Origin of the sequence: Ectothiorhodospira shaposhnikovii, from assembly GCF_022227765.1 — a bacterium.
In the GTDB taxonomy this organism is placed as follows: Bacteria; Pseudomonadota; Gammaproteobacteria; order Ectothiorhodospirales; family Ectothiorhodospiraceae; genus Ectothiorhodospira.
The window spans coordinates 24,017-44,039 of the sequence record NZ_JAJMLZ010000007.1 but is presented as its reverse complement, the minus strand read 5'-3'; the positions used below and the strand labels follow the sequence as shown (position 1 = coordinate 44,039).

Genomic DNA, 20,023 nt, shown 5'->3' with positions numbered 1-20,023 from the left:
TCAATCCACCTACGGGGAGTCCTGGTGATGAGCAAGGGTGTATCCGGTGCTTTCATGGGGCTGCTCGGTCGGTTCGGCACCAAGATCCTGCCGTTTGCCGATGCGGCCACCAAGGAGTTGCCGCTGCCGCGGCTGTTACGTCTGGCCCTGTTCCAGGTGGCCGTGGCCATGTCCATGGTGCTGCTCACCGGGACCCTGAACCGGGTCATGGTGGTGGAGCAGGGGGTCTCTGCCTGGATCGTGGCCTTGATGGTGTCGTTGCCCCTGTTGTTCGCGCCCTTGCGGGCGCTGATGGGGCATCGATCAGACAATCACCGCTCCGCTTTCGGCTGGCGGCGGGTGCCCTATCTGTGGATGGGGACACTGTTGCAGTTCAGCGGCCTGGCCATCATGCCCTTTGCCCTGCTGGTACTGGCGGACGGCAGCGGACCGGCCTTCCTGGGGCCGCTGTCGGCCGCCATCGCCTTCCTGCTGGTGGGGGCGGGCATGCATATGACCCAGACCGCCGGTCTGGCCCTGGCCACGGACCTGGCGGCTCCCGAGCAGCGTCCCCGTGTCGTGGCATTGCTGTACGTGGTGCTGCTGCTGGGCATGGTGCTGGCGTCCTCCGTCTTCGGTTTCCTGTTGACCGATTACACGCCGGGGCGTCTGATCGAAGTGCTGCAGGGCGTGGCCGTGCTGACCATCCTGCTGAACCTGGCGGCCCTGTGGAAGCAGGAGGCCATCAATCAGCAGCGGGCCAAGGCCAGGCATGAGCCCGGTGTTCCCTTCATGGAGGCTTGGCGATCCTTCAGCGGCATCGGGCATATTCGCCGCCTGCTGGTGGTGATCGCCCTGGGAACCGCCGGGTTCAACATGCAGGACATCCTGCTGGAACCCTACGGCGGCGAGATCCTGGGCATGTCGGTGGCGGCCACCACCACTCTGACTGCCACATGGGCCACCGGCATGCTGATCGCGTTTGCACTGGCGGCAAGGTTGCTGACCCGCGGCGCCAATTGCTACAGGATTGCCACCGTGGGGGCCGCAGTCGGCGTTCTGGCCTTCATCGTGGTCGTGATCGCCGTACCGATGGACTCCACCATTGTGTTCCGTGTCGGTGCCTTCCTGATCGGCTTTGGCGGCGGGTTGTTTGCAGTCTCCACCCTGCTGGCCATGATGGGGTTTGCCCGCAATGAGCAAAGCGGCATGGCGGTGGGTGCCTGGGGGGCGGTGCAGGCCACCGCCGCCGGTGGCGCCATCTTCCTGGGAGGGGCCATTCGCGATCTGGTCGGCTGGATCACGGGCAACGGCTGGCTGGGAGAGACCCTGGCGGCGCCGGCCACCGGATACCTGGCGGTCTACTATCTGGAGATCGCCTTGCTGCTGGCCGTGCTGGTGGTGATGATTCCTCTGCTGCGTGCCAAGGAAGAGCCGCCTGCCACCGGTCCACAGGGTAAGTTCGGTATGACCGATTTCCCGACTGTCTGAGGCCGGTTTGAAACCTTTATCCTCCTCTTCCCGTTCCGGTTTATGAACGGGGAGAGGAGGGGAGGCGAAAAACTTGACCCCGGTCAACGGCAGCGTCGCATTTGCTCCGAAACTCTGTTCTCCCCCGTTGACATGGAAATGTGTCAGCGTAGACTTACAACCAGACTCAAGGCAGGGGATTGAAGCCCGAATTCAGGGCTACGAAGCGAATACCGCTGCTGGAGTCGATGAATTCGAGTAGTCACAGCAAACCCTATGGAGGGTCTTTGAATGTCCGACGAATACGTGCAGAGCATTTCCGGTCTTACCGAAGAGCAGGCCAAGGAATTCCACGAGCAGTTCAAGACCACCTTCACCGTGTTCATGGCGCTTGCCGCTGCTGCCCACTTCCTCGTCTACGTGTGGAGACCGTTCTACTAAGAACGGTAACACCGCACGGTGATTCCGTGTGGCTTTGACTGAGTTTCAGTTCGAAAAAATTGACAGGGTGATTTCAATGAGCGAATACAGAGCAAAGCGGCCGAGCAACCCCTCCGACGATTGGAAGCTGTGGCTGGTGGTTAACCCCGGCACCTGGCTGATGCCGATCCTGATGGCTGTTCTGGTGGTTGCCCTGGCTGTGCACGCCTTCGTGTATGCCAATGACAACTACAACCCGCTGCGCAGCGACGTGACCACTGTGCAGGCTGAGGAAGTTGCCTGATAAGCCGACCACGGCTTTTCAGTGTGATTGTAGAAACGGCCGGCGAGTATTCGCCGGCCGTTTTTTTTCTGTCATATCGCTTTTAAAAGCTAAAGCAACCAGGCTCCGTGGGATGCATCTCATGATTGACCTGGTATAGCCCCCTTTATCAATGCTCAGCAGGCCTGACAGAGGTTTTCAGGGGCTTGTAAGGGCATTTTCTTGCGCCTTTTGATGTGTGGGATTCGTGAGCTTGAAACTGTTCTGACGCCCTTTAAGACGCCTTTTTGAGAAACTGATCTGCGTCAGTAAAAGGTCCGTCGATCGCATTGTCGGTGCATGCCGGCGTTTGAGTGCGGATTTTTTAACTTCATGTTTTTAAAAGGGTAATGGTGGTTTTTTTAGGGCTTTTCGAAGGCTGTCGGGGTGTGGTGGGTCGCCTTGACATTTATGTCTGTCAACGTAGACTTACAACCATGCCGCAGCGGTATCCGAAGGTGCTTACTCTTCTTCGGTCAGCAAGGCAGAATATAAAACCCGATCAGGGAGACTTCAGTCGAAGTGTCTTGAGAAAAGTAAAGAAAAGGACATGGAGACTGGGTGATTCAAGAGCACTTTGAGACAACCTTAACCGTTAGAATAAGCGGTGGTTGCAAACATCCTGGTCATCCATGATGGCCAAGGTTATAAACCAAGAGGGCAATATCAATGAGTGAATACAGACCGAGCAAGCCGAGCAATCCCAAAGACGATTGGAAGCTGTGGCTGGTGGTCAATCCCGGCACCTGGCTGATGCCGATCCTGATGGCTGTTCTCGTCGTGGCTCTGGCTGTGCACGCTTTCGTGTATGCCAATGACAACTACAACCCGCTGACCTTCGACGCCAGCGCTGTTGAAGCTTCTGAGTAACGAAAGGGGAATAGACCATGAATGACAGCATCTCCGGCCTGAGCGAAGAGCAAGCCAAGGAATTCCACGAGCAGTTCAAGACCACCTTCACCGTGTTCATGGTGATTGCTGCTGCTGCTCACTTCCTGGTGTTCCTGTGGAGACCCTTCTACTAAGAAGGTCTTGGCAGTTGCAGTATCAGCAGTGCAGGTAGAGGTGGCTTGAAAATACCCAAAAAGTATGTCGCATCGTGACTTTGCAGAGGCCGATGCCATACGGGCTTTCAGGCCCCTCTACCTTCCTTGTTTTCAGTACACATCCTTCTGCGTCTCTCTTTATCGCCTGTTGGCTTCTTGCCGCCCGCCTTTTGACCTTGACTTCCCCTATTGCCCGGGCGGATAAAAGGTCCTGTGTTCAGGTTCGCACTGCTGAACCCTTTCACGCTCCATGAATAGCAGGGTTCGCAGCAGTGCCTGCTCATCCGACTGGGAAAGATCATAAAATCTTCCGCCAACCAGCCTTGTGCCGGTTTCCTTGTCGTCGGAAGCAAAGCGGATCTGAATGCCACACTGGACAAGCTCGATGTCCGAAAAAGCGAGTTTGCTGAGGGTTAACAGATCCCTGGCGTGAATAGGGGTCTTGAGCGGGAACATGGCGCGCAGTCCTCCCAGCGATATATCCACCAGGTTGCCGGTGAACTGGCGTCCGTCCCTGTCCACCAGGGTGACGGGCGTGCCGGGTGAGTCATCAACGGGGGCACGGAAGTGGGCGCGTTTCTGCTCGCTGTCCAGTTCGGTGGGCATGGAGACCACATGGAAGGCTTCGCCATCGTGCTCTCCGGAGTGAAGCGCTTCGGCGCGAAAGTGCAGGCAGGACGCGTTGAGTACTGCATACATATGGATTTGCTGCCCTGCAGCCATGCGCAGATTGCCCTGATAAGGGGTCAGCTCGCTCAGGAAAAGCCATCCCCGTGACGGATCCATCCGATTCAGGGTGCCATGGAAAAACTCCTGATCCTGGCCGAAGCGTATGCTGATGGAGGCGCGACGCGCTTCCAGGTCCCTGAGTAGAGCATTGATGCGCTCCTGCCGAGGGATATGTTCTCGCCGTGAGCCCGGCGGGGGACTGTGGGTGGTCGCCGATGTCTGATTGATGGGCTGATTCATGGGCCGGACCCTCCGCGCTCTATGACACCTCCAGGTATATGCTTTTTCTGGAGCCTATACTGAGGCTAGCACAGTCTGGGAAAGAATCAGCCCTTTCGTGCGCACGCAAGGGGGGCGGATGCCTGAGAGAGGTCAGGCCTTGGTGATGGTGCGGGACTTTCCCCCGGCGGAGGTGGGTTGCCCGCGGGGGCCGTACAACTCGGTGCGGGGGTCCTCGCCTCGCAGGATGTGCAGCGCCTGTTCCACATGGCGCCGCTTGGTTTCCACTACGCCGCCGTTGGCAAGATTCAGCTGACGGCAACGGGTCATGAGGTCCACCAGTCGATCCCATATCGGCGCCAGGACGCCCTCGGCATCCCAGTCGCGCAGGCAGCGGGCCATGCCCTGGGCATTGTTCTCATACCCCTCCCGCTTGAGCAGGGCACCCTGATCACGGGTCAGTTGCTCCAGTCGCTCAACCTGTTGCTGCTTTTGAGCGATGGCCAGGTTAAGGGTTTCCAGATCCCGGGTGCTCAGGGCCTGTCCTTCCAGTTGCAGGGCATGTTCCAGGGCAGAGGCTTCCCGCACCGAATGGGTCAGGATCTGATCCAGTTGCTCCGGAAACGAGCGCATGTTCATGGCTAGAACAGGTCTTCAGTCTTCAGGATTTTGCTGGCCACGGACTCGGCGTTGATCTCATAGCGCCCTTCCTGGATGGCCTGACGGATAGCCGTCACCTTTTCCTGATCGACGGAGGGTTGTGCCCTGGCGTTCTGCTCCAGCGTGCTCAGGCGCCGGGCGGTTTCGGTCAGGGTGACCTTGTCGCCCACCGGACCGGAAAATCCCGTGCCACCGCCCGAGCGCGCGCCTTTGGCCACGTCGGAGGCACCACGGCTCTCCCCGGCGCTGCGCGGCTGAGTCTGGGTTAAATTCTTGATGTCGATGGACATATTGCGTTCCTCGCGTGCACTGAACGGCCACTTCTTAGAAATCGTATCGGCCGATTCGCGGGTTTCTTTAGGGGCAGTAGGGGCAGTCAGTGCAATTTGACTCACATATTAACACCCACCACCCCGGCTGACAGCACTCGACCTTCCACAATGCGCCGGGAGGACAGATTGCGAACCTGAACCCGGTCACCATAGGCGCCGTCCGCGAGCGCCTGTCCCTCCATGCGCACGGAGATGGCGGTGTTTTGTGCCACCAGCATGACTTTCTGTCCTCGCTGCACCAGCCGCTGAGGTTCCACCATCTGGGGACTCAGGGCCGTACCGGCGGGCAGGGCCCGTCTGAGGACCATGTTGGTGACTGCCGTGGGTTCCGTGAGATACCCGCCGTGCATGCTGCCCAGGTCACGCAGTTCGAGCCGGATGTCACCCTCGGAGATCAGGGTGCCCCGGGGCAGGGCTCTTTCCAGAACCACGACCTCGCCACGGACGACAATCTGCATGGGTACGAAAAGGCTCCAGGGCGATGGAGTGGTGCAGCGAACGCCCACGGTGGTATGACCGGTCATCCTGGTGCCCGGCGGCAGAAAGGTTTCCAGTGGTCCATCGCAGGCCCTGAGTCGCAGACGCGGGTCCAGTGAACCCCGGTTGATACGTACGTCCACATACTCGCCGTGGTGGGCGCGTGCCTGTTGACCGAGAAATGCGCCGGCGGCCGTCAAAATGCTGTCGTGCGACTGCGTTTCGACCGCCATGAGATTGATGGGGGCGCAGATCAGCAAACTCGTGAAAAGACTCAGGCTGATCCCGTGGCGGCGCTTCCGGAAGTTGAAAAACATCGTGCTGCTACCTCGCTGGATGGTTCATCACCCATACCCGGGGGTATTTCAAGAAGCGCCGGATCTGTGGCGCATGATGTCCCTGGGGAGATAGGTTGCAAGATGAGGGCCAGAAAATTTTCAAGAAATCTTCGCCGTGGCCGATCATACTTCTGGATGAGAGGGTATGATCTGCAAACACCCGCGGGAGAGCCTGATGAGCAGCTTGCTGGATGACGTCGATCGTCGGACCCAGATGGTGGGGCAGAATCGTCTGGAACTGCTCCTCTTCACCCTGGGTAGCCGTCAGTTATTTGCCATCAATGTCTTCAAGGTGCGCGAGGTCATCACCTGTCCCGCCTTGAACCGGCTTCCCAGTGCCCACCCCATCATCCGCGGCGTGGCCACGTTGCGAGGCAAGACCGTGTCCGTGGTCGATCTGGCGCAAGCACTGGGCATGCCCCCCATTCCCTCCAGAGAGGGCGGTTCATTTGTCATTCTTACCGAGTTCAACCGTTCCGTACAGGGGCTTCTGGTGGCGTCGGTGGATCGCATCATCAATCTCAACTGGGATCAGATTCATCCACCTCCCCGGGGCACGCACAAGGACAGTTTCCTGACGGCCGTGACCCAGGTCGATAATCGTCTGGTGGAGATCATCGACGTGGAAAAGGTGCTGGAGATGATCACCGGTCCGGCAAGGGACGTCAGTGACTCGCTGCTGTCCAACATTCAGGAAGGGGGGAGGGTGCGTCGAGCCTTGGTCGCCGACGATTCGGCAGTGGCGCGCAGGCAGATCGTGCGTGCCCTGACCCAGATGGGCGTGGAATCCGTGGTGGTGAACGACGGCAGGCAGGCGCTGGACAAGTTACTGGAACTGGCTGCCCAAGGTCCCATCGAGCAGCAGATCGGGTTGGTGATCTCGGATATCGAGATGCCTGAGATGGATGGTTACACGCTGTCCTCCACCATCCGCAAGGAGCCGGCCCTGTCCCGTCTGCATGTGGTGCTGCATTCCTCCCTGAGTGGAACCTTCAACGAAACCCTGGTCCGCAGGGCGGGAGCAGACCGTTTTCTGCCCAAGTTCAGTCCGGATGAGCTGGCGGAGGTCGTGCTGGGATACCTTCAGGGGGATGATGCCGCTCAATGAGAACGTCACGGTCGGCAGGATCATGCCGCCCGGCGGTCATTGCGTGCCCCTTGAACGGTGGTTCGGCATACCCCCTTCGGGGGATCCCGAAGGTATACTGTGTACCATCCATATGCCGTTCGATGGTTTGTGTTCTATAACGAAAGATTGATCCATAACAGGAAACCACCTTGTCAGGCCCTATCGAATCTCAGGATTACGAGGATTTCAGGCTGTTTCTGGAGAAGTCCTGTGGACTGGTCCTGGGGGAAAACAAGCACTACCTGGTGAACAGCCGCCTGTCGCGGCTCATGGGCGAGTTCTCGGTTTCTTCCGTGAGCGAGCTGCTCAGGCAGCTCAAGCTGGGGCGGAATCCCGGGCTGCGAGAGCGGGTGATCGAGGCCATGACCACCAACGAAACCTACTGGTTTCGGGACGTGTTTCCCTTTGAGATCCTCAAGAACCAGATCTATCCGGAACTGGCAAAGCAGAAGGGGGCGGGATACGCCCCGCGCATCTGGTCTGCCGCCTGCTCATCCGGACAGGAAGCCTATTCCATCAGCATGGGGTTCAGTGAATACCAGCAATCCCGCCCCGGCAGCCTGCGGGATGTGCAGATCCTGGGCACGGACATCTCCGGCGCGGTGCTCAAGGAAGCGCGAGAGGCCAGCTACGATTCCCTGGCCGTCGCCCGCGGCCTGTCCCTTGAGCGACGCCAACGTTTCTTCGTGCAGAATGGCGATCGCTGGTCTCTCCGGCCCGACATCAAGGCCCGCGCCACCTTCCGTGAATTCAATCTCATGGACAGCTACACCCTGCTGGGGCGTTTTGATGTGGTGTTCTGTCGCAATGTCCTGATCTACTTTTCCATTGACTCCAAGAAGCTGATTCTCAAGCGTATCTCCCAGATTCTCAATCCGGGTGGTTATCTTTTCCTAGGGGCCTCCGAGTCCATGGCCAATTATTCCGACGCCTTTGAAATGGTGCGTTGCAATCCGGGCGTTGTATATCGCCTGCGCTGAAAGCACAGGCGTCAATAACCCGACCCGCTCCATGGGCCGGGACCTTGCGAACGGCGGTATCTTGCCGTGGCAGCCTCTCCGATTCCGGGTGCCTTTCCCTTAAGTCTCTAAAATAACGAGACTTTCTTTTATGGCACGTTGATTGCATTTTCGACCTTCAGGAACATTTCTTGAGGTCGAGTCCATGCCACTTTCCATAGACAGGGCCATTGGTATCCACGGCGATGCGCTGCAGGTGCGCTCAAAGCGCCTGGAGTTGCTCGCCTCCAACATCGCCAATTCCGACACCCCCAACTACAAGGCACGGGACCTGGATTTTCGTCAGGTGCTCAGTCGTGCGCATCAGCCCGATGCCCTGGGCCTGCGCCTTACCCACGCCGCCCATATTGCCACTGATGCCTCGGGTCAGGCTCTGGGTGAGCCGCTCTATCGGGTGCCCACCCAGCCATCCCTGGATGGCAACACGGTGGACCCCCAGCTGGAGCAGGCGGCCTTTGCCGAAAATACCGTGCAGTATCAGGCCAGCCTGGATTTTCTCAGCAAGAAATTCAGCGGCCTGCGCACGGCCCTCAAAGGCGAATAGGCCGGGAGATTAAGTCATGAGCAACATGTTCAAGATCTTCGACGTCTCCGGTTCGGCGCTGAGCGCCCAGTCGGTACGTTTGAATACCATCGCCAGCAACATGGCCAATGCCCAGGTGGCCAGCACCACCCCCGAGCAGGCCTACCGCTCCAAGCAGCCGGTGTTCCAGACCGTGATGGACCAGTTCGGCGGCAGTGCGTCCACTTCCCCGGTACGGGTGGCCGGCATCGTCGAGAGCCAGGCCGAGCCCTTTGTGAAATATGAGCCTCATCATCCGCTGGCCAATGAACAAGGGTATGTCTACATGCCCAACGTCAATCTGGTGGACGAGATGGCCAACATGATTTCCGCGTCCCGTAGCTACGAGAACAACGTGGAAGTGATGAATACCACCAAGCAATTGCTATTGCGAACTCTGCAACTGGGCCAGTCATAGGAGGGATGAACCATGAGCGTCATTGATGCCAACACCCTGGCCAGTCTGGGCCTGACCTCGGCCGCCGGACAGAAAAAGGAGTCCAGCCGGGACGAATTGGGACAGGCGGATTTCTTCAAGCTGATGATCACCCAGTTGCAGAACCAGGACCCCTTCGAACCCATGGAAAGTGGTGATTTTCTGGGCCAGATCGCCCAGTTCGGCACGGTCAACGGAATTGGTGAGCTGCAGAAATCCTTTGACGGCATTGCCCAGGCCATGCAGGCCAATCAGACCCTGCAGGCCGCCGCCCTGGTGGATCGCGAGGTGCTGATTCCGGTGGATCTGGCGGTGCTGGGTGAGGAGGGCGGTATCCGCGGCGGGGTGGATCTGAAAGCCTCCGCCAATGATTTGACGGTGAACGTCTACAACGAGGCGGGTGTACTGGTGCGTCGCATCCCCATGGGTGGGCAGGGGAGTGGCATGAAATCCTTTGTCTGGGACGGCATCACCACGGACGGCGAGCGGGCACCACCGGGGGTGTATGAGTTTCGTGCCGAGGCCCAACTCGACGGCCAGACCAGCCAGCCCCAGACCCTGCTCAATGCACGGGTGGACAGTGTGCGTACCGGGCAGGCCGGCGGGGGAGTCACGCTGATCGTGGAAGGTTTCGGTGAGATCGACCTGGCCACGGTCCGGCAGATCGGTTGAGACGCGTCTTTTAGAAACAAGCCAATAAACTGAGGGTTACACCATGCCATCATTCAATATCGGTCTGACCGGTCTGAACGCGGCCTCATCGGATCTGCAGGTGACGGGGCATAACATCGCCAACTCCTCCACGGCGGGTTTCAAGCGCTCCCGTGCCGAGTTCGCGGATGTGTTTGCGCTGTCCTATACCGGGGTCTCGAAGACCGCCACCGGGAGCGGCGTGAATCTGGCGTCCGTGACCCAGCAGTTCACCCAGGGTGACCTGAACTTTACGGACAATAACCTGGATCTGGCCATCAATGGTCAGGGCTTTTTCATCCTGGACCGCGGCGGCATCACTGAATACACCCGCGCCGGACAGTTCCAGGTGGATCGGGAAGGCTTCATGGTCAATGCCGCCGGGCAGCGCCTGATGGGGTATCCGCCCGACGGCGGAAACCTGCTGCAGCCGATCCGGCTCACGACGGGTGACGCCGCACCGCGTCCGACCACGACCATTGATGCCTTGATGAACCTCAGCTCCGAGGCCGATCCCCTCGGTGGTGTTCAACATGTCAACCTGAGAGGGGAGGTGACGCCACAGGAACTGTTGAATGTCCTGACCGTGCCGGGCGGACTCAACGATATTGACGACATCACGATTGCATTGAATGCCGCGGGCGAAGTGGAAATTCAGAACAATACGGGCCAGGAACTGAGATTTGGTTCACCCAGCAATGTCGTGGTACCGGGTGACGGCACTGCCACGCCGCTGGATGCTTCGGTTTTGCAGCCGGGACAGCGTCTGACGTGGAATTTCGATGGGGATCTCGGTACGGGTCGCACCAGCGAGCTGCCGGCGACAGTGACGGCAAATTATCTTGAGGCGGCGATCAGCGGCCTTATTCCCGGTGTGACGGCGGTGGCGCAAGCGGACGGATCCATCAACGTCACCAACAACACCAGCAATCCCGTGACGATCAACTTCCCCGGCGGGGAATTCAGTCTTGGCACTTCGGATTCGGGGTCCATCACGGCCGCCGACATTGACGACATGGAGCCCGGTCAATTCATTACCCTGACATCGGCCGGTGAAGTCCAGGCGATAGACCCCCAGGATCCGGATACCTTCAACTATTCAACTTCACTGACCGTCTATGATTCGCTGGGGTCTGCCCGGACGGTGTCCCTGTTCGTGCAGCGCCAGCCTCCACCCGAGGAAAAGACCTGGGACGTGGCCGCCTACATGGATATCGGCGGAGAGCAGGTCAAGGTGGGCGAGAGCAAGTTGGCATTCAAGAACGACGGCACACTGGACAAAACCGCCACCCAGCCGTTGGTTCTCAGTGCTTCCGGATTGCCCAACGGTGCAGCGGACCTGAACATCGAAGTGGACTTCGGCCAGACCACCCAGTATGGCAACAAATTCAGCGTCGCCGCGTTGAGGCAGGACGGTTATGCCGCCGGCCAGCTGGTGAGCGTGGACGTGGACACGGACGGTACCGTGTTTGCCCGCTATTCCAACGGCGCGAATCGTCCGCTGGGGCAGGTGGCGCTGGCCAACTTCGACAACCCCCAGGGGCTGCAGCCTGTGGGCGGGACCAACTGGGTGGTGTCGTCCAGCTCCGGCGAGCCCCTGCTGGGGCGTGGTGGCGAGTCCAATTTCGGACTGATCCAGGGCGGCGCCTATGAGGCGGCCAACGTCAACATCGCCGATCAGCTGGTCAAGCTCATCACCGCCCAGCGCAACTTCCAGGCCAATGCCCAGGTGATCAGCACCGCCGACACCCTGACGCAGACCATCATCAACATCCGTTAACGGAGGTAACGACTGATGGACCGCATGCTCTACATCGCCATGACCGGCGCTCGGGAGGCCGCGCACTCCCAGCAGGTCAACACCCACAACCTGGCCAATGCCAACACCACCGGGTTTCGCAAGAGCCTGGAGGTGTTCACCAACCATCCCCTGCGGGGGCCGGTGTTCGACAGCCGGGACTATGCCCAGCTTCAGGCCGTGGAGGCGGACTTCACCCACGGTCCGCAGGTTGCCACCGGCCGGGATCTGGACGTGGCGGTGCAGGGTGACGGCTGGATTGCGGTCCAGGCCCTGGACGGTACCGAGGCCTACACCCGGGCAGGCAATTTCAAGGTGAACAACGTGGGCCTGCTCACCACCGGTGATGACCTGCCGGTACTGGGCGAGGACGGTCCCATCGCCATCCCGCCCTTCGAGACCATTCTCGTCGGCGGTGACGGCACCATCAGCATCCGCCCCCTCGGCCAGGAGGCCAACGTCCTGGCCGAAGTGGGACGAGTGAAGTTGGTCAATCCGCCCCTGGAGGCACTGGCGCGGGGCGAGGACGGCCTGTTTCGTCGGGGAGACGGCCAGGTGGAGCCGGCCGATGCCGCCGTTTCACTGACCTCCGGGATGCTCGAAGGCAGCAACGTCAACACCGTGGAAGCCATGGTCAACATGATCGAGCTGGCACGGAATTACGAAACCTACGTGAAGCTCATGAAGACCGCCGAAGATCTGGATCGCAGCAGCGCCCAGCTGTTGCGCATGTCCTGATCGGCCGGCCATGCCTAGCAGGAGGACAAGATCATGAATCAAGCACTCTGGATTGCCAAGACCGGGCTGGATGCCCAGCAGACCCGCATGTCGGTGGTCTCCAACAACCTGGCCAACGTGAATACCACGGGCTTCAAGAAGGGGCGCGCCTCGTTCGAGGATCTGATCTACCAGACCGTGCGCCAGCCGGGTGCCCAGGCGGCGCAGAACAATCAGCTGCCCACCGGTCTGATGACCGGGGTAGGGGTGCGCACCGTGGCCACCGACAAGATCTTCACCCAGGGCAACCATATCCAGACCGACAATGCCCTGGACATCTCCGTTCAGGGGCGGGGGTTCTTCGAGATCCTGACTCCCGAGGGCAACATCGCCTATACCCGGGACGGCAGCTTCCAGCTCAATGCCGATGGTCAGGTGGTCATGTCCAACGGCTTTGAGCTGCAGCCGGGCATCTTCATTCCGGAAGGCGCCACCAGCATCACCGTCAGCCAGGACGGTATCGTCAGCGTCACCCTGGCCGGTCAGGAAAATGCCCCGGTGGAAGTGGGCAACATCCAGCTGGCCGACTTCATCAATCCCGCCGGCCTGCAGCCCATCGGCCAGAACCTGTTCATCGAAACCGCCGCCAGCGGCGCGCCCCAGCAGGGCAATCCCGGCCAGGACGGTCTGGGCCGTCTGATGCAAGGCTCCCTGGAGAGTTCCAACGTGAACATCGCCGAGGAGCTGGTGAACATGATCGAGACCCAGCGGGCCTACGAGATCAATTCCAAGGCCATTTCCACCTCCGACCAGATGATGCAGTACATCAACAACAATCTGTGATCCCGGCCCGATTCATGACCGAAGGTAGCCCATCATGAACACCCGAAACCTGAAAACTCCAATGCGGCCGCCGCTTGCCCTTGCGGGCCTGCCCCTGGCATGTCTTCTGGTGGTCATGAGCGGCTGCGCCACGGTGAAGCCGGTGGAGCGGGGCGACAATCCCAACTTCGCCACCGTCATGCCGCCCATGCCCATACCGCCGGAACACAACAACGGCGCCATCTTCCAGCCCACGGCGGTGCAGGGCCTGTTTGCCGACTACAAGGCTCGCCAGGTGGGGGATGTCCTCACGGTGCTGTTGGCGGAAAGGACCCAGGCCAGCAAGTCGGCCAGTACCTCCACCAGCAAGGAGTCCAGTGTGAGCATGGCCAACCCCACCATCCTGGGGCGACCGGTCACCCACAACGGCCGTCCCCTGCTCAACACCGAGATCAGTGGCAACCGGGATTTCGACGGCCAGGGCAATGCTTCCCAGAGCAACCGGCTGGACGGCTCCATCACCGTGATGGTGTCGGAGGTGCTGCCCAACGGCAACCTGGTGGTACAGGGAGAGAAGTGGCTGAAGATCAACCAGGGCGAGGAGTACATCCGGCTAAGGGGAATCGTCCGACCCGTGGACATCCGCGCCGACAACACCATCCTTTCCACCCAGGTGGCCTCTGCCCAGGTGGCCTATGGGGGGCGGGGTGCCCTGGCCGACAGCAACCGCCAGGGCTGGTTGAGCCGATTCTTCAACAGCCCCGTGTGGCCTTTCTAGGAGTGCCGCGCCATGTCTAACAACATACGTACAGTACTGATCGTCTGGGCCGTGACACTGCTGGTGCTGTCCCTGATCCTCCCCTCCGGCGCGGGCGCGGCGGAGCGTGTCAAGGACATGGCCTCGGTGGCCGGCGTCCGAAGCAACCAGCTGGTGGGTTACGGCCTTGTCGTGGGTCTGGACGGCACCGGCGACCAGACCACCCAGGCACCGTTCACGGTGCAAAGCCTCAAGAACATGCTGGGTCAGCTGGGTGTCACCGTGCCACCCAACGTCAATCCCCAGTTGCGCAACGTGGCGGCGGTGATGATCCATGCCGACCTGCCGCCCTTTGCCAAGCAGGGCCAGACCATCGACGTCACGGTATCTTCCATCGGCAACGCCGGCAGCCTGCGGGGCGGCACCCTGCTCATGACCCCGCTCAAGGGGGCGGACGGCCAGACCTATGCCATTGCCCAGGGCAATCTGATCGTGGGCGGCTTCGGCGTGGCCGGCGCCGATGGCTCCCGGGTCAGCGTGAATGTCCCCAGCGTGGGCCGCATTCCCAATGGTGCCACGGTGGAGCGCGAGGTGCCCTCGGCCTTTGCCCAGGGTGATCACGTCACCCTGAATCTGCACCGCCACGACTTCACCACCGCCAATCGCCTGAGTGATGCCATCAATGATGCCATGGGACCCGGAACCGCCCGGCCGATGGACGGTTCCTCGGTACGGGTCAGCGCGCCGCGGGATCCGGGGCAGCGAGTGTCCTTCATCTCGGTGCTGGAAAACCTGCGGGTCCAGCCCGGTGAGCCGCCGGCCAAGGTGATCGTCAACTCCCGCACCGGCACGGTGGTGATCGGCAGCAATGTACGGGTGATGCCGGCGGCGGTGTCGCACGGCAGCATGACGGTGACCATCACCGAGCGCGCCCAGGTCTCCCAGCCCGCCCCCTTCGGGCAGGGCGAGACGGTGGTGACGCCGCAAACGGATATCGAGGTGACGGAAGAAGACGGCCGCATGTTCCTGTTCAATCCCGGCGTGACCCTGGACGAAATCGTCCGGGCCGTGAATCAGGTAGGCGCGGCTCCCGGTGATCTGGTCTCCATCCTGGAAGCCCTGCGCGAGGCCGGCGCCCTGCGCGCCGAGCTGATCGTCATCTGACGGGGGGAGCGCACATGACCAGCCACATCGCCGACAGTTACCACTACACCGACATGCACGGTCTGGCGGAACTGCGTGCCCGTACCCAGTCCGGGTCCGCGGAGGCGTCGGACGAGGTGGCGCGTCAGTTCGAGGCCCTGTTCATCCAGCAGATGCTCAAGAGCATGCGGGCCGCCATGCCCACGGATGGTGGGCTCACCGGCGAGCACACCCGTTTCTTCCAGGGCATGTTCGATCAGCAGATCGCCCTGGACATGGCCCGGGGCAACGGCATCGGTCTACGGGAGCAGGTCATGCGTGAGCTGACGGGCATCGGCGCCGATGCCGGGTCGATGTCGACGGGAGCACTGAACATGCCCGTGCACCGGATCCCGGTGGTGCGCTCGGCAATCGAAGCAGCCGCGATGACGGGTGCCTCGAAGGCATCCGAGGCAGCGACGGTGAAGGATGCCGCGAGGGCCTCGAAGGTGACGAGGGCCGCCCGGGCGGGTGATGGCACGGCGGCCGAAGGTCCCTGGTCTCCGGGGTCTCCACGGGAGTTCATCCGGGATCTCTGGCCCCATGCCCAGCGGGCCGCCAGGGCTCTGGGAGTGGCCCCGGAGGTGCTGGTGGCCCAGTCCGCCCTGGAGACCGGCTGGGGGCGCCACGTCATCCGGCATGGTGATGGCCGCAGCAGTCACAATCTGTTCGGCATCAAGGCCGATCGCCGCTGGGAGGGAGAGCGGGCCCATGTGCAGACCCTGGAGTATGTGAATGATGTCCCCGAATTGCAGCGGGCGGCCTTTCGCTCCTACGGCAGCCTGGCGGAAAGCTTTGCCGATTATGTGAACTTCCTGCAGACCAATCCCCGCTATCGCCAGGCCCTGGAAGTGGCGGGGGATGCGGAGGCCTATGTCAGGGGCCTGCAGGCGGCCGGTTATGCCACCGACCCGGCCTATGCCGACAAGATTCTCAATATCCTGGAACGCGGCACCTTGAGTGACACCCTGGCGGCACTCAAGTCCGGCACCTTGCCGCCGACAATCTGACGGAGGGAAGCACCATGTCCATGTATTACATCGAGTATCAGGCGGAGCGGTTCGCCGGGAGGCTGTCATGACCAGCGGACTGTTCAACATTGCGACCTCGGCACTCAACACGGCCCAGCGGGCGCTGGACACCACGGGGCATAACATCGCCAACGTCAACACGGAGGGTTACAGCCGCCAGCGCGCGGAAGTGGCCACCCGGCCGGCTCAGTTTTCGGGGGGGGGATACATCGGCAAGGGCGTGCAGGGTACGACCATCCGCCGCATGTATGACGAATTCATCCAGACTCAGCTACGCAACACCACTTCCACCAGTCGCTACTACGACACGCTTTATGACTCCCTGAGCCGGGTGGACAATCTGGTGGCGGATCCCTCCGCGGGTTTGGCCCCTGCCTTGCAGGGTTTCTTTTCCGCGGTGCAGGGGGTGGCGAACGACCCCACTTCCAGTGCCAACCGCACCGTGCTGCTCGCGGAAGCGGAATCGCTGGTGGATCGGTTCAATTTTCTGCATCAGCGATTCCAGGATCAGCAGTTCATCGTCGATGGTCAGATCGGCGATTCGGTCCAGGAAATCAACAGTATCACCGACGCCCTTGCACGCTTGAACGCCCAGATCGTCAGTGCCCAGGGCCGGGGACAGCCGCCCAACGATCTCCTGGACAAGCGGGATCAGCTGATCCTGGAGCTGTCGGGTTATGTGGATGTGACCACGGTCGAGCAGGACGATGGGGCGATGAATGTCTTCATCGGGCGTGGGCAGGGAGTGGTCCTGGGAAACCGGGCAACGCCCCTGAACGCGGTGCCTTCCACCCCCGGTATGCCCCTGGAAATCCGGCTCGGCACGGGAGACAAGGCCGTCGACATCACCCGTCAGATGACGGGTGGGCAGCTGGGAGGACTGCTGGAAGTCCGCAATAACGTGCTGGATGTGGCCCACAACGAGTTGGGTCGGGTGGCGGTGGGGCTTGCCCTGGCGTTCAATGACCAGCATCGGCAAGGTTATGATCTGCTGGGGGAGACGGACAAGGCGTTTTTCAAGGTGCCAACCCCGGAAGTGTTGCCGGGCAAGGGGGTCTCGGGCCCCAATCCCACGGTGACTTTCGATACCGACCCGAGTCAGTGGGGGCAGCTCAAGGCCAGCGACTACCGGTTGACGCATGAAGGTGGCGAGTGGCATCTGACCCGTGTGTCGGACGGTCGGAAATTGGGGAGTTACGGCGCGGGGGATGAGATCAAGGTGGACGGTCTGGTCATCACCATGCCTGCCTCGGGGTCCGCTGGAGACAGTTTCCTCATCCGTCCCACCCGCAATGCCTCGGCGGACATTGCCGTGACCATCAAGAACCCCGAGGAGATCGCGGCGGCCGGCCAGCCGGGCGGCGTCGGCGACAACCGCAATGCCCTGGCATTGGCGAAGGTTCAGACCACCAACTTCCTCAATGGCGGTACTACCTCCCTGGAAGGGGCCTATGATGGACTGGTGGGCAGGATCGGTACGAGAACCCGCCAGGCCGAGGTGGCTTCCCTGGCCCAGGAGCGGCTGCTGGCGGATGCCAAGGCCCAGCGGGAAAGCGTGTCCGGCGTGAACCTGGATGAAGAAGCCGCCAACCTGCTGCGCTATCAGCAGGCTTACCAGGCGTCGGCCCAGATCATTGCCATCACCAACACCCTGTTCGATACCCTCATCGGGGCAGTGAGGCGCTAGTCATGCGTATATCCACCAGTCAGATGTTCCAGAATGGCATTGATGTCATTCAGCGCCGGCAGCAGGAACTGGCCAAGACCCAGAACCAGCTCAGTACCGGTCGACGTATCCTGCGGCCGTCCGATGATCCCAGCGGCAGCGTGCAGACCCTCAAGTTCGAGAGCAGCATCGAGCGCACCGAGCAGTACCAGCGCAACGCCACCCTGGCCGAGCAGCGTCTGCGACTGACGGAAAGTACCCTGGGAGGGGTTACCGACGGTCTGCAGCGTATCCGGGAACTGACCGTGCGGGCCAACAACGGCACCGAGACCGACGAAACCCGGCGTTACATCGCCGCCGAGATGCGCCAGGTGCTGGCGGGTCTGGTGGATCTGGCCAATGCCCGGGATGCCAACGGGGAATATATCTTCTCGGGATATGCCTCGGATGCCAGGCCGTTTGATGTCGACATTGATGCCGGTAACTACGCCTATTCCGGCGCGGACATGAGCCGGGAGGTGGACATCAGTCCCGTGCGCCGGGTCAATCTGGGCAATCCCGGCGGCGAGGTGTTCGGTGACGGTGCATCCGACACGGCGTTGTTCGAGAAGATCGGCGAGCTGATCCTGACTCTGGAAGATCCCGCCGCATTTCAGGCCGCCGGGGGCGTGGGTGACAAGCTGACCGAACTGGATCAGAGCCTGGGCCGGATCCTGGACATCCAGGCCACCCTGGGCGCCCGGCTCAACGGCGTGGAAACCCAGGAGAATCTCAACGCCGAGCAGATCCTGCAGCTGGAGACCACCCTGTCCCAGATCCGCGACCTGGACTATGCCGAGGCCATCAGCCGATTCAGCCTGCAACAGGTGAGTCTGCAGGCGGCCCAGCAGACCTATGTGCAGGTCCAGCGCCTGTCCCTGTTCGACTACCTGCGTTGACGTGAGGGCAGCCAGGTTCAGCCACGGATACTCCCTTCTCCCCTTGGGGGAGAAGGGGCGGGGATGAGGGCGACTGCATCTCCACCTGTCCCCCGGCAGCTCTGCTACAATGTTCGGCTTTTCCCCATTCACATCCGCGTTGAAAGGCCGAGCGATGCTGGAACTCAACCCGCTGTTTTCCCAAATCAAGGATCTGCAAGGGCGTGTGGAAGCCCTGAGGGGGTATCTTTGACTTCGATGCCAAGCGCGAGCGCCTGGAAGAAGTCAGTCGGGAACTGGAAGACCCCAACATCTGGAACGACCCCGAAAAGGCCCAGTCCCTGGGGCGCGAACGTGCCCAGCTGGACCATGTGGTCGGCAACCTTGCCACCCTCACCGATAGCCTGAGCGAGACCCGCGAGCTGCTGGAACTGGCCCAGGAAGAGAACGACGAGGACACCGTCCAGGCCGTCGAGGCCGATCTGGAACGGTTCGAACAGCAGGTGGGCGAACTGGAGTTCCAGCGCATGTTCGCCGGCGAGATGGACGGCTGCGCCGCCTTCCTCGACATCCAGGCAGGCTCCGGCGGCACCGAGGCCCAGGACTGGGCGGAGATGCTGCTGCGCATGTACCTGCGCTGGGGTGAGCGTCGCGGCTTCAAGACCGAACTGATGGAAGTCTCCGAAGGGGACGTGGCGGGCATCAAGAGTGCCACCATCCGCTTTGACGGCCCCTATGCCTTCGGCTGGCTGCGCACCGAAACCGGCGTCCACCGTCTGGTGCGAAAGTCCCCCTTTGACTCCGGCAACCGCCGTCATACCTCCTTTACCTCGGTGTTCGTGTCCCCGGAAGTGGATGACGACATCGACATCGAGATCAATCCGGCGGACCTGCGTATCGACGTCTACCGCGCCAGCGGCGCCGGCGGTCAGCACGTTAACCGGACCGAGTCCGCCGTGCGTATCACCCATGTGCCCACCGGCGTGGTGGCGGCCTGCCAGAACGACCGTTCCCAGCACAAGAACAAGGACACGGCCATGAAGCAGCTCAAGGCCAAGCTCTATGAGCTGGAGCTGCAAAAGCGCAACGCCGAGAAGCAGGCCATGGAAGACAACAAGGCCGACATCGGCTGGGGTAGCCAGATCCGTTCCTATGTGCTGGACCAGTCCCGCATCAAGGATCTGCGCACCGGCGTGGAAGTGGGCAACACCCAGGCCGTGCTGGACGGTGATCTGGACCCCTTCATCGAAGCCAGCCTCAAGAGCGGGCTTTGAGCCGCCGTTTCACGCACAGCATTCCTATCAG

General features: G+C 61.2%; 23 protein-coding genes and 1 pseudogene. 20 read left to right on the top strand and 4 right to left on the bottom strand.

Going from position 1 to position 20,023, the window contains the following annotated elements:
• The first annotated feature begins 27 nt into the window (after positions 1 to 27).
• From LQD11_RS10630 to pufB (LQD11_RS10610), 5 genes are all read left to right on the top strand, one after another.
• Entirely contained in the window at positions 28 to 1,470 is a 1,443-nt protein-coding gene (locus tag LQD11_RS10630) for a BCD family MFS transporter (protein WP_238617523.1), read from the top strand.
• Between the two features lie 270 nt (positions 1,471 to 1,740).
• Positions 1,741 to 1,890 (top strand): light-harvesting antenna LH1, beta subunit, encoded by a 150-nt coding sequence (gene pufB / locus LQD11_RS10625; protein WP_008931732.1) that lies wholly within the window; start codon positions 1,741 to 1,743, stop codon positions 1,888 to 1,890.
• Positions 1,891 to 1,966: 76 nt separating this feature from the next.
• Entirely contained in the window at positions 1,967 to 2,173 is a 207-nt protein-coding gene (gene pufA, locus LQD11_RS10620; RefSeq protein WP_238617522.1) for a light-harvesting antenna LH1, alpha subunit, read from the top strand.
• A gap of 687 nt (positions 2,174 to 2,860) precedes the next feature.
• Positions 2,861 to 3,061 (top strand): light-harvesting antenna LH1, alpha subunit, encoded by a 201-nt coding sequence (gene pufA / locus LQD11_RS10615; protein ID WP_238617521.1) that lies wholly within the window; start codon positions 2,861 to 2,863, stop codon positions 3,059 to 3,061.
• Between the two features lie 17 nt (positions 3,062 to 3,078).
• Positions 3,079 to 3,216: a light-harvesting antenna LH1, beta subunit gene (gene pufB / locus LQD11_RS10610; RefSeq protein WP_008931729.1), complete on the top strand. Its 138-nt coding sequence runs from the start codon at positions 3,079 to 3,081 to the stop codon at positions 3,214 to 3,216.
• A 207-nt stretch (positions 3,217 to 3,423) separates the two neighbouring features.
• Here the strand turns inward: pufB (LQD11_RS10610) and LQD11_RS10605 are convergent, their stop codons facing one another.
• From LQD11_RS10605 to flgA, 4 genes are all read right to left on the bottom strand, one after another.
• Positions 3,424 to 4,206 (bottom strand): flagellar brake protein, encoded by a 783-nt coding sequence (locus LQD11_RS10605; RefSeq protein ID WP_238617520.1) that lies wholly within the window; start codon positions 4,204 to 4,206, stop codon positions 3,424 to 3,426.
• Between the two features lie 132 nt (positions 4,207 to 4,338).
• Positions 4,339 to 4,824, bottom strand: coding sequence for a flagella synthesis protein FlgN (locus LQD11_RS10600; protein WP_238617519.1), 486 nt, complete (start codon positions 4,822 to 4,824; stop codon positions 4,339 to 4,341).
• Positions 4,825 to 4,826: 2 nt separating this feature from the next.
• Positions 4,827 to 5,135 carry a flagellar biosynthesis anti-sigma factor FlgM gene (flgM, locus tag LQD11_RS10595; protein ID WP_238617518.1) on the bottom strand — a complete coding sequence of 103 codons (309 nt, stop codon included), beginning with the start codon at positions 5,133 to 5,135 and terminating at the stop codon, positions 4,827 to 4,829.
• A 101-nt stretch (positions 5,136 to 5,236) separates the two neighbouring features.
• Positions 5,237 to 5,971 carry a flagellar basal body P-ring formation chaperone FlgA gene (flgA, locus tag LQD11_RS10590; RefSeq protein ID WP_238617517.1) on the bottom strand — a complete coding sequence of 245 codons (735 nt, stop codon included), beginning with the start codon at positions 5,969 to 5,971 and terminating at the stop codon, positions 5,237 to 5,239.
• Positions 5,972 to 6,167: 196 nt separating this feature from the next.
• Here flgA and LQD11_RS10585 point away from each other — a divergent pair, with 196 nt between their 5' ends.
• The 15 genes and pseudogenes from LQD11_RS10585 to prfB all read left to right on the top strand — a co-directional run bounded on the left by LQD11_RS10585 (position 6,168) and on the right by prfB (position 19,992).
• Positions 6,168 to 7,100, top strand: a complete 933-nt coding sequence (locus LQD11_RS10585) for a chemotaxis protein (RefSeq protein ID WP_238617516.1) — start codon at positions 6,168 to 6,170, stop codon at positions 7,098 to 7,100.
• Positions 7,101 to 7,270: 170 nt separating this feature from the next.
• Positions 7,271 to 8,101 (top strand): CheR family methyltransferase, encoded by an 831-nt coding sequence (locus tag LQD11_RS10580; protein WP_238617515.1) that lies wholly within the window; start codon positions 7,271 to 7,273, stop codon positions 8,099 to 8,101.
• 184 nt (positions 8,102 to 8,285) lie between these two features.
• Entirely contained in the window at positions 8,286 to 8,684 is a 399-nt protein-coding gene (gene flgB / locus LQD11_RS10575; protein ID WP_238617514.1) for a flagellar basal body rod protein FlgB, read from the top strand.
• A 16-nt stretch (positions 8,685 to 8,700) separates the two neighbouring features.
• Positions 8,701 to 9,120, top strand: coding sequence for a flagellar basal body rod protein FlgC (gene flgC, locus LQD11_RS10570; protein WP_008931721.1), 420 nt, complete (start codon positions 8,701 to 8,703; stop codon positions 9,118 to 9,120).
• Between the two features lie 12 nt (positions 9,121 to 9,132).
• Positions 9,133 to 9,810 carry a flagellar hook assembly protein FlgD gene (locus tag LQD11_RS10565; protein WP_238617513.1) on the top strand — a complete coding sequence of 226 codons (678 nt, stop codon included), beginning with the start codon at positions 9,133 to 9,135 and terminating at the stop codon, positions 9,808 to 9,810.
• A gap of 43 nt (positions 9,811 to 9,853) precedes the next feature.
• A pseudogene (locus LQD11_RS10560) lies at positions 9,854 to 10,759 on the top strand (flagellar hook-basal body complex protein); the annotation flags it as partial.
• 84 nt (positions 10,760 to 10,843) lie between these two features.
• Entirely contained in the window at positions 10,844 to 11,608 is a 765-nt protein-coding gene (locus tag LQD11_RS10555; RefSeq protein ID WP_238617704.1) for a flagellar hook protein FlgE, read from the top strand.
• A gap of 15 nt (positions 11,609 to 11,623) precedes the next feature.
• Entirely contained in the window at positions 11,624 to 12,364 is a 741-nt protein-coding gene (locus LQD11_RS10550) for a flagellar basal body rod protein FlgF (protein WP_238617512.1), read from the top strand.
• Positions 12,365 to 12,397: 33 nt separating this feature from the next.
• Positions 12,398 to 13,186 (top strand): flagellar basal-body rod protein FlgG, encoded by a 789-nt coding sequence (gene flgG / locus LQD11_RS10545; RefSeq protein WP_008931717.1) that lies wholly within the window; start codon positions 12,398 to 12,400, stop codon positions 13,184 to 13,186.
• 61 nt (positions 13,187 to 13,247) lie between these two features.
• Positions 13,248 to 13,943, top strand: coding sequence for a flagellar basal body L-ring protein FlgH (gene flgH, locus LQD11_RS10540; RefSeq protein WP_008931716.1), 696 nt, complete (start codon positions 13,248 to 13,250; stop codon positions 13,941 to 13,943).
• 12 nt (positions 13,944 to 13,955) lie between these two features.
• Positions 13,956 to 15,086, top strand: coding sequence for a flagellar basal body P-ring protein FlgI (locus LQD11_RS10535; RefSeq protein WP_238617511.1), 1,131 nt, complete (start codon positions 13,956 to 13,958; stop codon positions 15,084 to 15,086).
• A 14-nt stretch (positions 15,087 to 15,100) separates the two neighbouring features.
• Complete coding sequence (flgJ, locus tag LQD11_RS10530) at positions 15,101 to 16,114, top strand: flagellar assembly peptidoglycan hydrolase FlgJ (protein WP_238617510.1); 1,014 nt, start codon at positions 15,101 to 15,103, stop codon at positions 16,112 to 16,114.
• A gap of 67 nt (positions 16,115 to 16,181) precedes the next feature.
• Positions 16,182 to 17,822 (top strand): flagellar hook-associated protein FlgK, encoded by a 1,641-nt coding sequence (flgK, locus tag LQD11_RS10525; RefSeq protein ID WP_238617509.1) that lies wholly within the window; start codon positions 16,182 to 16,184, stop codon positions 17,820 to 17,822.
• Positions 17,823 to 17,824: 2 nt separating this feature from the next.
• Complete coding sequence (gene flgL, locus LQD11_RS10520) at positions 17,825 to 18,739, top strand: flagellar hook-associated protein FlgL (protein ID WP_238617508.1); 915 nt, start codon at positions 17,825 to 17,827, stop codon at positions 18,737 to 18,739.
• 154 nt (positions 18,740 to 18,893) lie between these two features.
• A protein-coding gene (gene prfB / locus LQD11_RS10515) for a peptide chain release factor 2 (RefSeq protein ID WP_238617507.1) occupies positions 18,894 to 19,992 on the top strand; the annotation gives its coding sequence in 2 pieces (ribosomal slippage) (positions 18,894 to 18,968 and positions 18,970 to 19,992; 1,098 coding nt in all).
• Positions 19,993 to 20,023 lie beyond the last annotated feature (31 nt).

Excerpts from the sequence above, each read along its gene's own strand:
- LQD11_RS10630 (WP_238617523.1), top strand. The coding sequence starts at position 28 with ATGAGCAAGGGTGTATCCGGTGCTTTCATGGGGCTGCTCGGTCGGTTC.
- pufB (WP_008931732.1), top strand. The coding sequence starts at position 1,741 with ATGTCCGACGAATACGTGCAGAGCATTTCCGGTCTTACCGAAGAGCAG.
- pufA (WP_238617522.1), top strand. The coding sequence starts at position 1,967 with ATGAGCGAATACAGAGCAAAGCGGCCGAGCAACCCCTCCGACGATTGG.
- pufA (WP_238617521.1), top strand. The coding sequence starts at position 2,861 with ATGAGTGAATACAGACCGAGCAAGCCGAGCAATCCCAAAGACGATTGG.
- pufB (WP_008931729.1), top strand. The coding sequence starts at position 3,079 with ATGAATGACAGCATCTCCGGCCTGAGCGAAGAGCAAGCCAAGGAATTC.
- LQD11_RS10605 (WP_238617520.1), bottom strand. The coding sequence starts at position 4,206 with ATGAATCAGCCCATCAATCAGACATCGGCGACCACCCACAGTCCCCCG.
- LQD11_RS10600 (WP_238617519.1), bottom strand. The coding sequence starts at position 4,824 with ATGAACATGCGCTCGTTTCCGGAGCAACTGGATCAGATCCTGACCCAT.
- flgM (WP_238617518.1), bottom strand. The coding sequence starts at position 5,135 with ATGTCCATCGACATCAAGAATTTAACCCAGACTCAGCCGCGCAGCGCC.
- flgA (WP_238617517.1), bottom strand. The coding sequence starts at position 5,971 with ATGTTTTTCAACTTCCGGAAGCGCCGCCACGGGATCAGCCTGAGTCTT.
- LQD11_RS10585 (WP_238617516.1), top strand. The coding sequence starts at position 6,168 with ATGAGCAGCTTGCTGGATGACGTCGATCGTCGGACCCAGATGGTGGGG.
- flgB (WP_238617514.1), top strand. The coding sequence starts at position 8,286 with ATGCCACTTTCCATAGACAGGGCCATTGGTATCCACGGCGATGCGCTG.
- flgC (WP_008931721.1), top strand. The coding sequence starts at position 8,701 with ATGAGCAACATGTTCAAGATCTTCGACGTCTCCGGTTCGGCGCTGAGC.
- LQD11_RS10565 (WP_238617513.1), top strand. The coding sequence starts at position 9,133 with ATGAGCGTCATTGATGCCAACACCCTGGCCAGTCTGGGCCTGACCTCG.
- LQD11_RS10555 (WP_238617704.1), top strand. The coding sequence starts at position 10,844 with ATGGAGCCCGGTCAATTCATTACCCTGACATCGGCCGGTGAAGTCCAG.
- LQD11_RS10550 (WP_238617512.1), top strand. The coding sequence starts at position 11,624 with ATGGACCGCATGCTCTACATCGCCATGACCGGCGCTCGGGAGGCCGCG.
- flgG (WP_008931717.1), top strand. The coding sequence starts at position 12,398 with ATGAATCAAGCACTCTGGATTGCCAAGACCGGGCTGGATGCCCAGCAG.
- flgH (WP_008931716.1), top strand. The coding sequence starts at position 13,248 with ATGCGGCCGCCGCTTGCCCTTGCGGGCCTGCCCCTGGCATGTCTTCTG.
- LQD11_RS10535 (WP_238617511.1), top strand. The coding sequence starts at position 13,956 with ATGTCTAACAACATACGTACAGTACTGATCGTCTGGGCCGTGACACTG.
- flgJ (WP_238617510.1), top strand. The coding sequence starts at position 15,101 with ATGACCAGCCACATCGCCGACAGTTACCACTACACCGACATGCACGGT.
- flgK (WP_238617509.1), top strand. The coding sequence starts at position 16,182 with ATGACCAGCGGACTGTTCAACATTGCGACCTCGGCACTCAACACGGCC.
- flgL (WP_238617508.1), top strand. The coding sequence starts at position 17,825 with ATGCGTATATCCACCAGTCAGATGTTCCAGAATGGCATTGATGTCATT.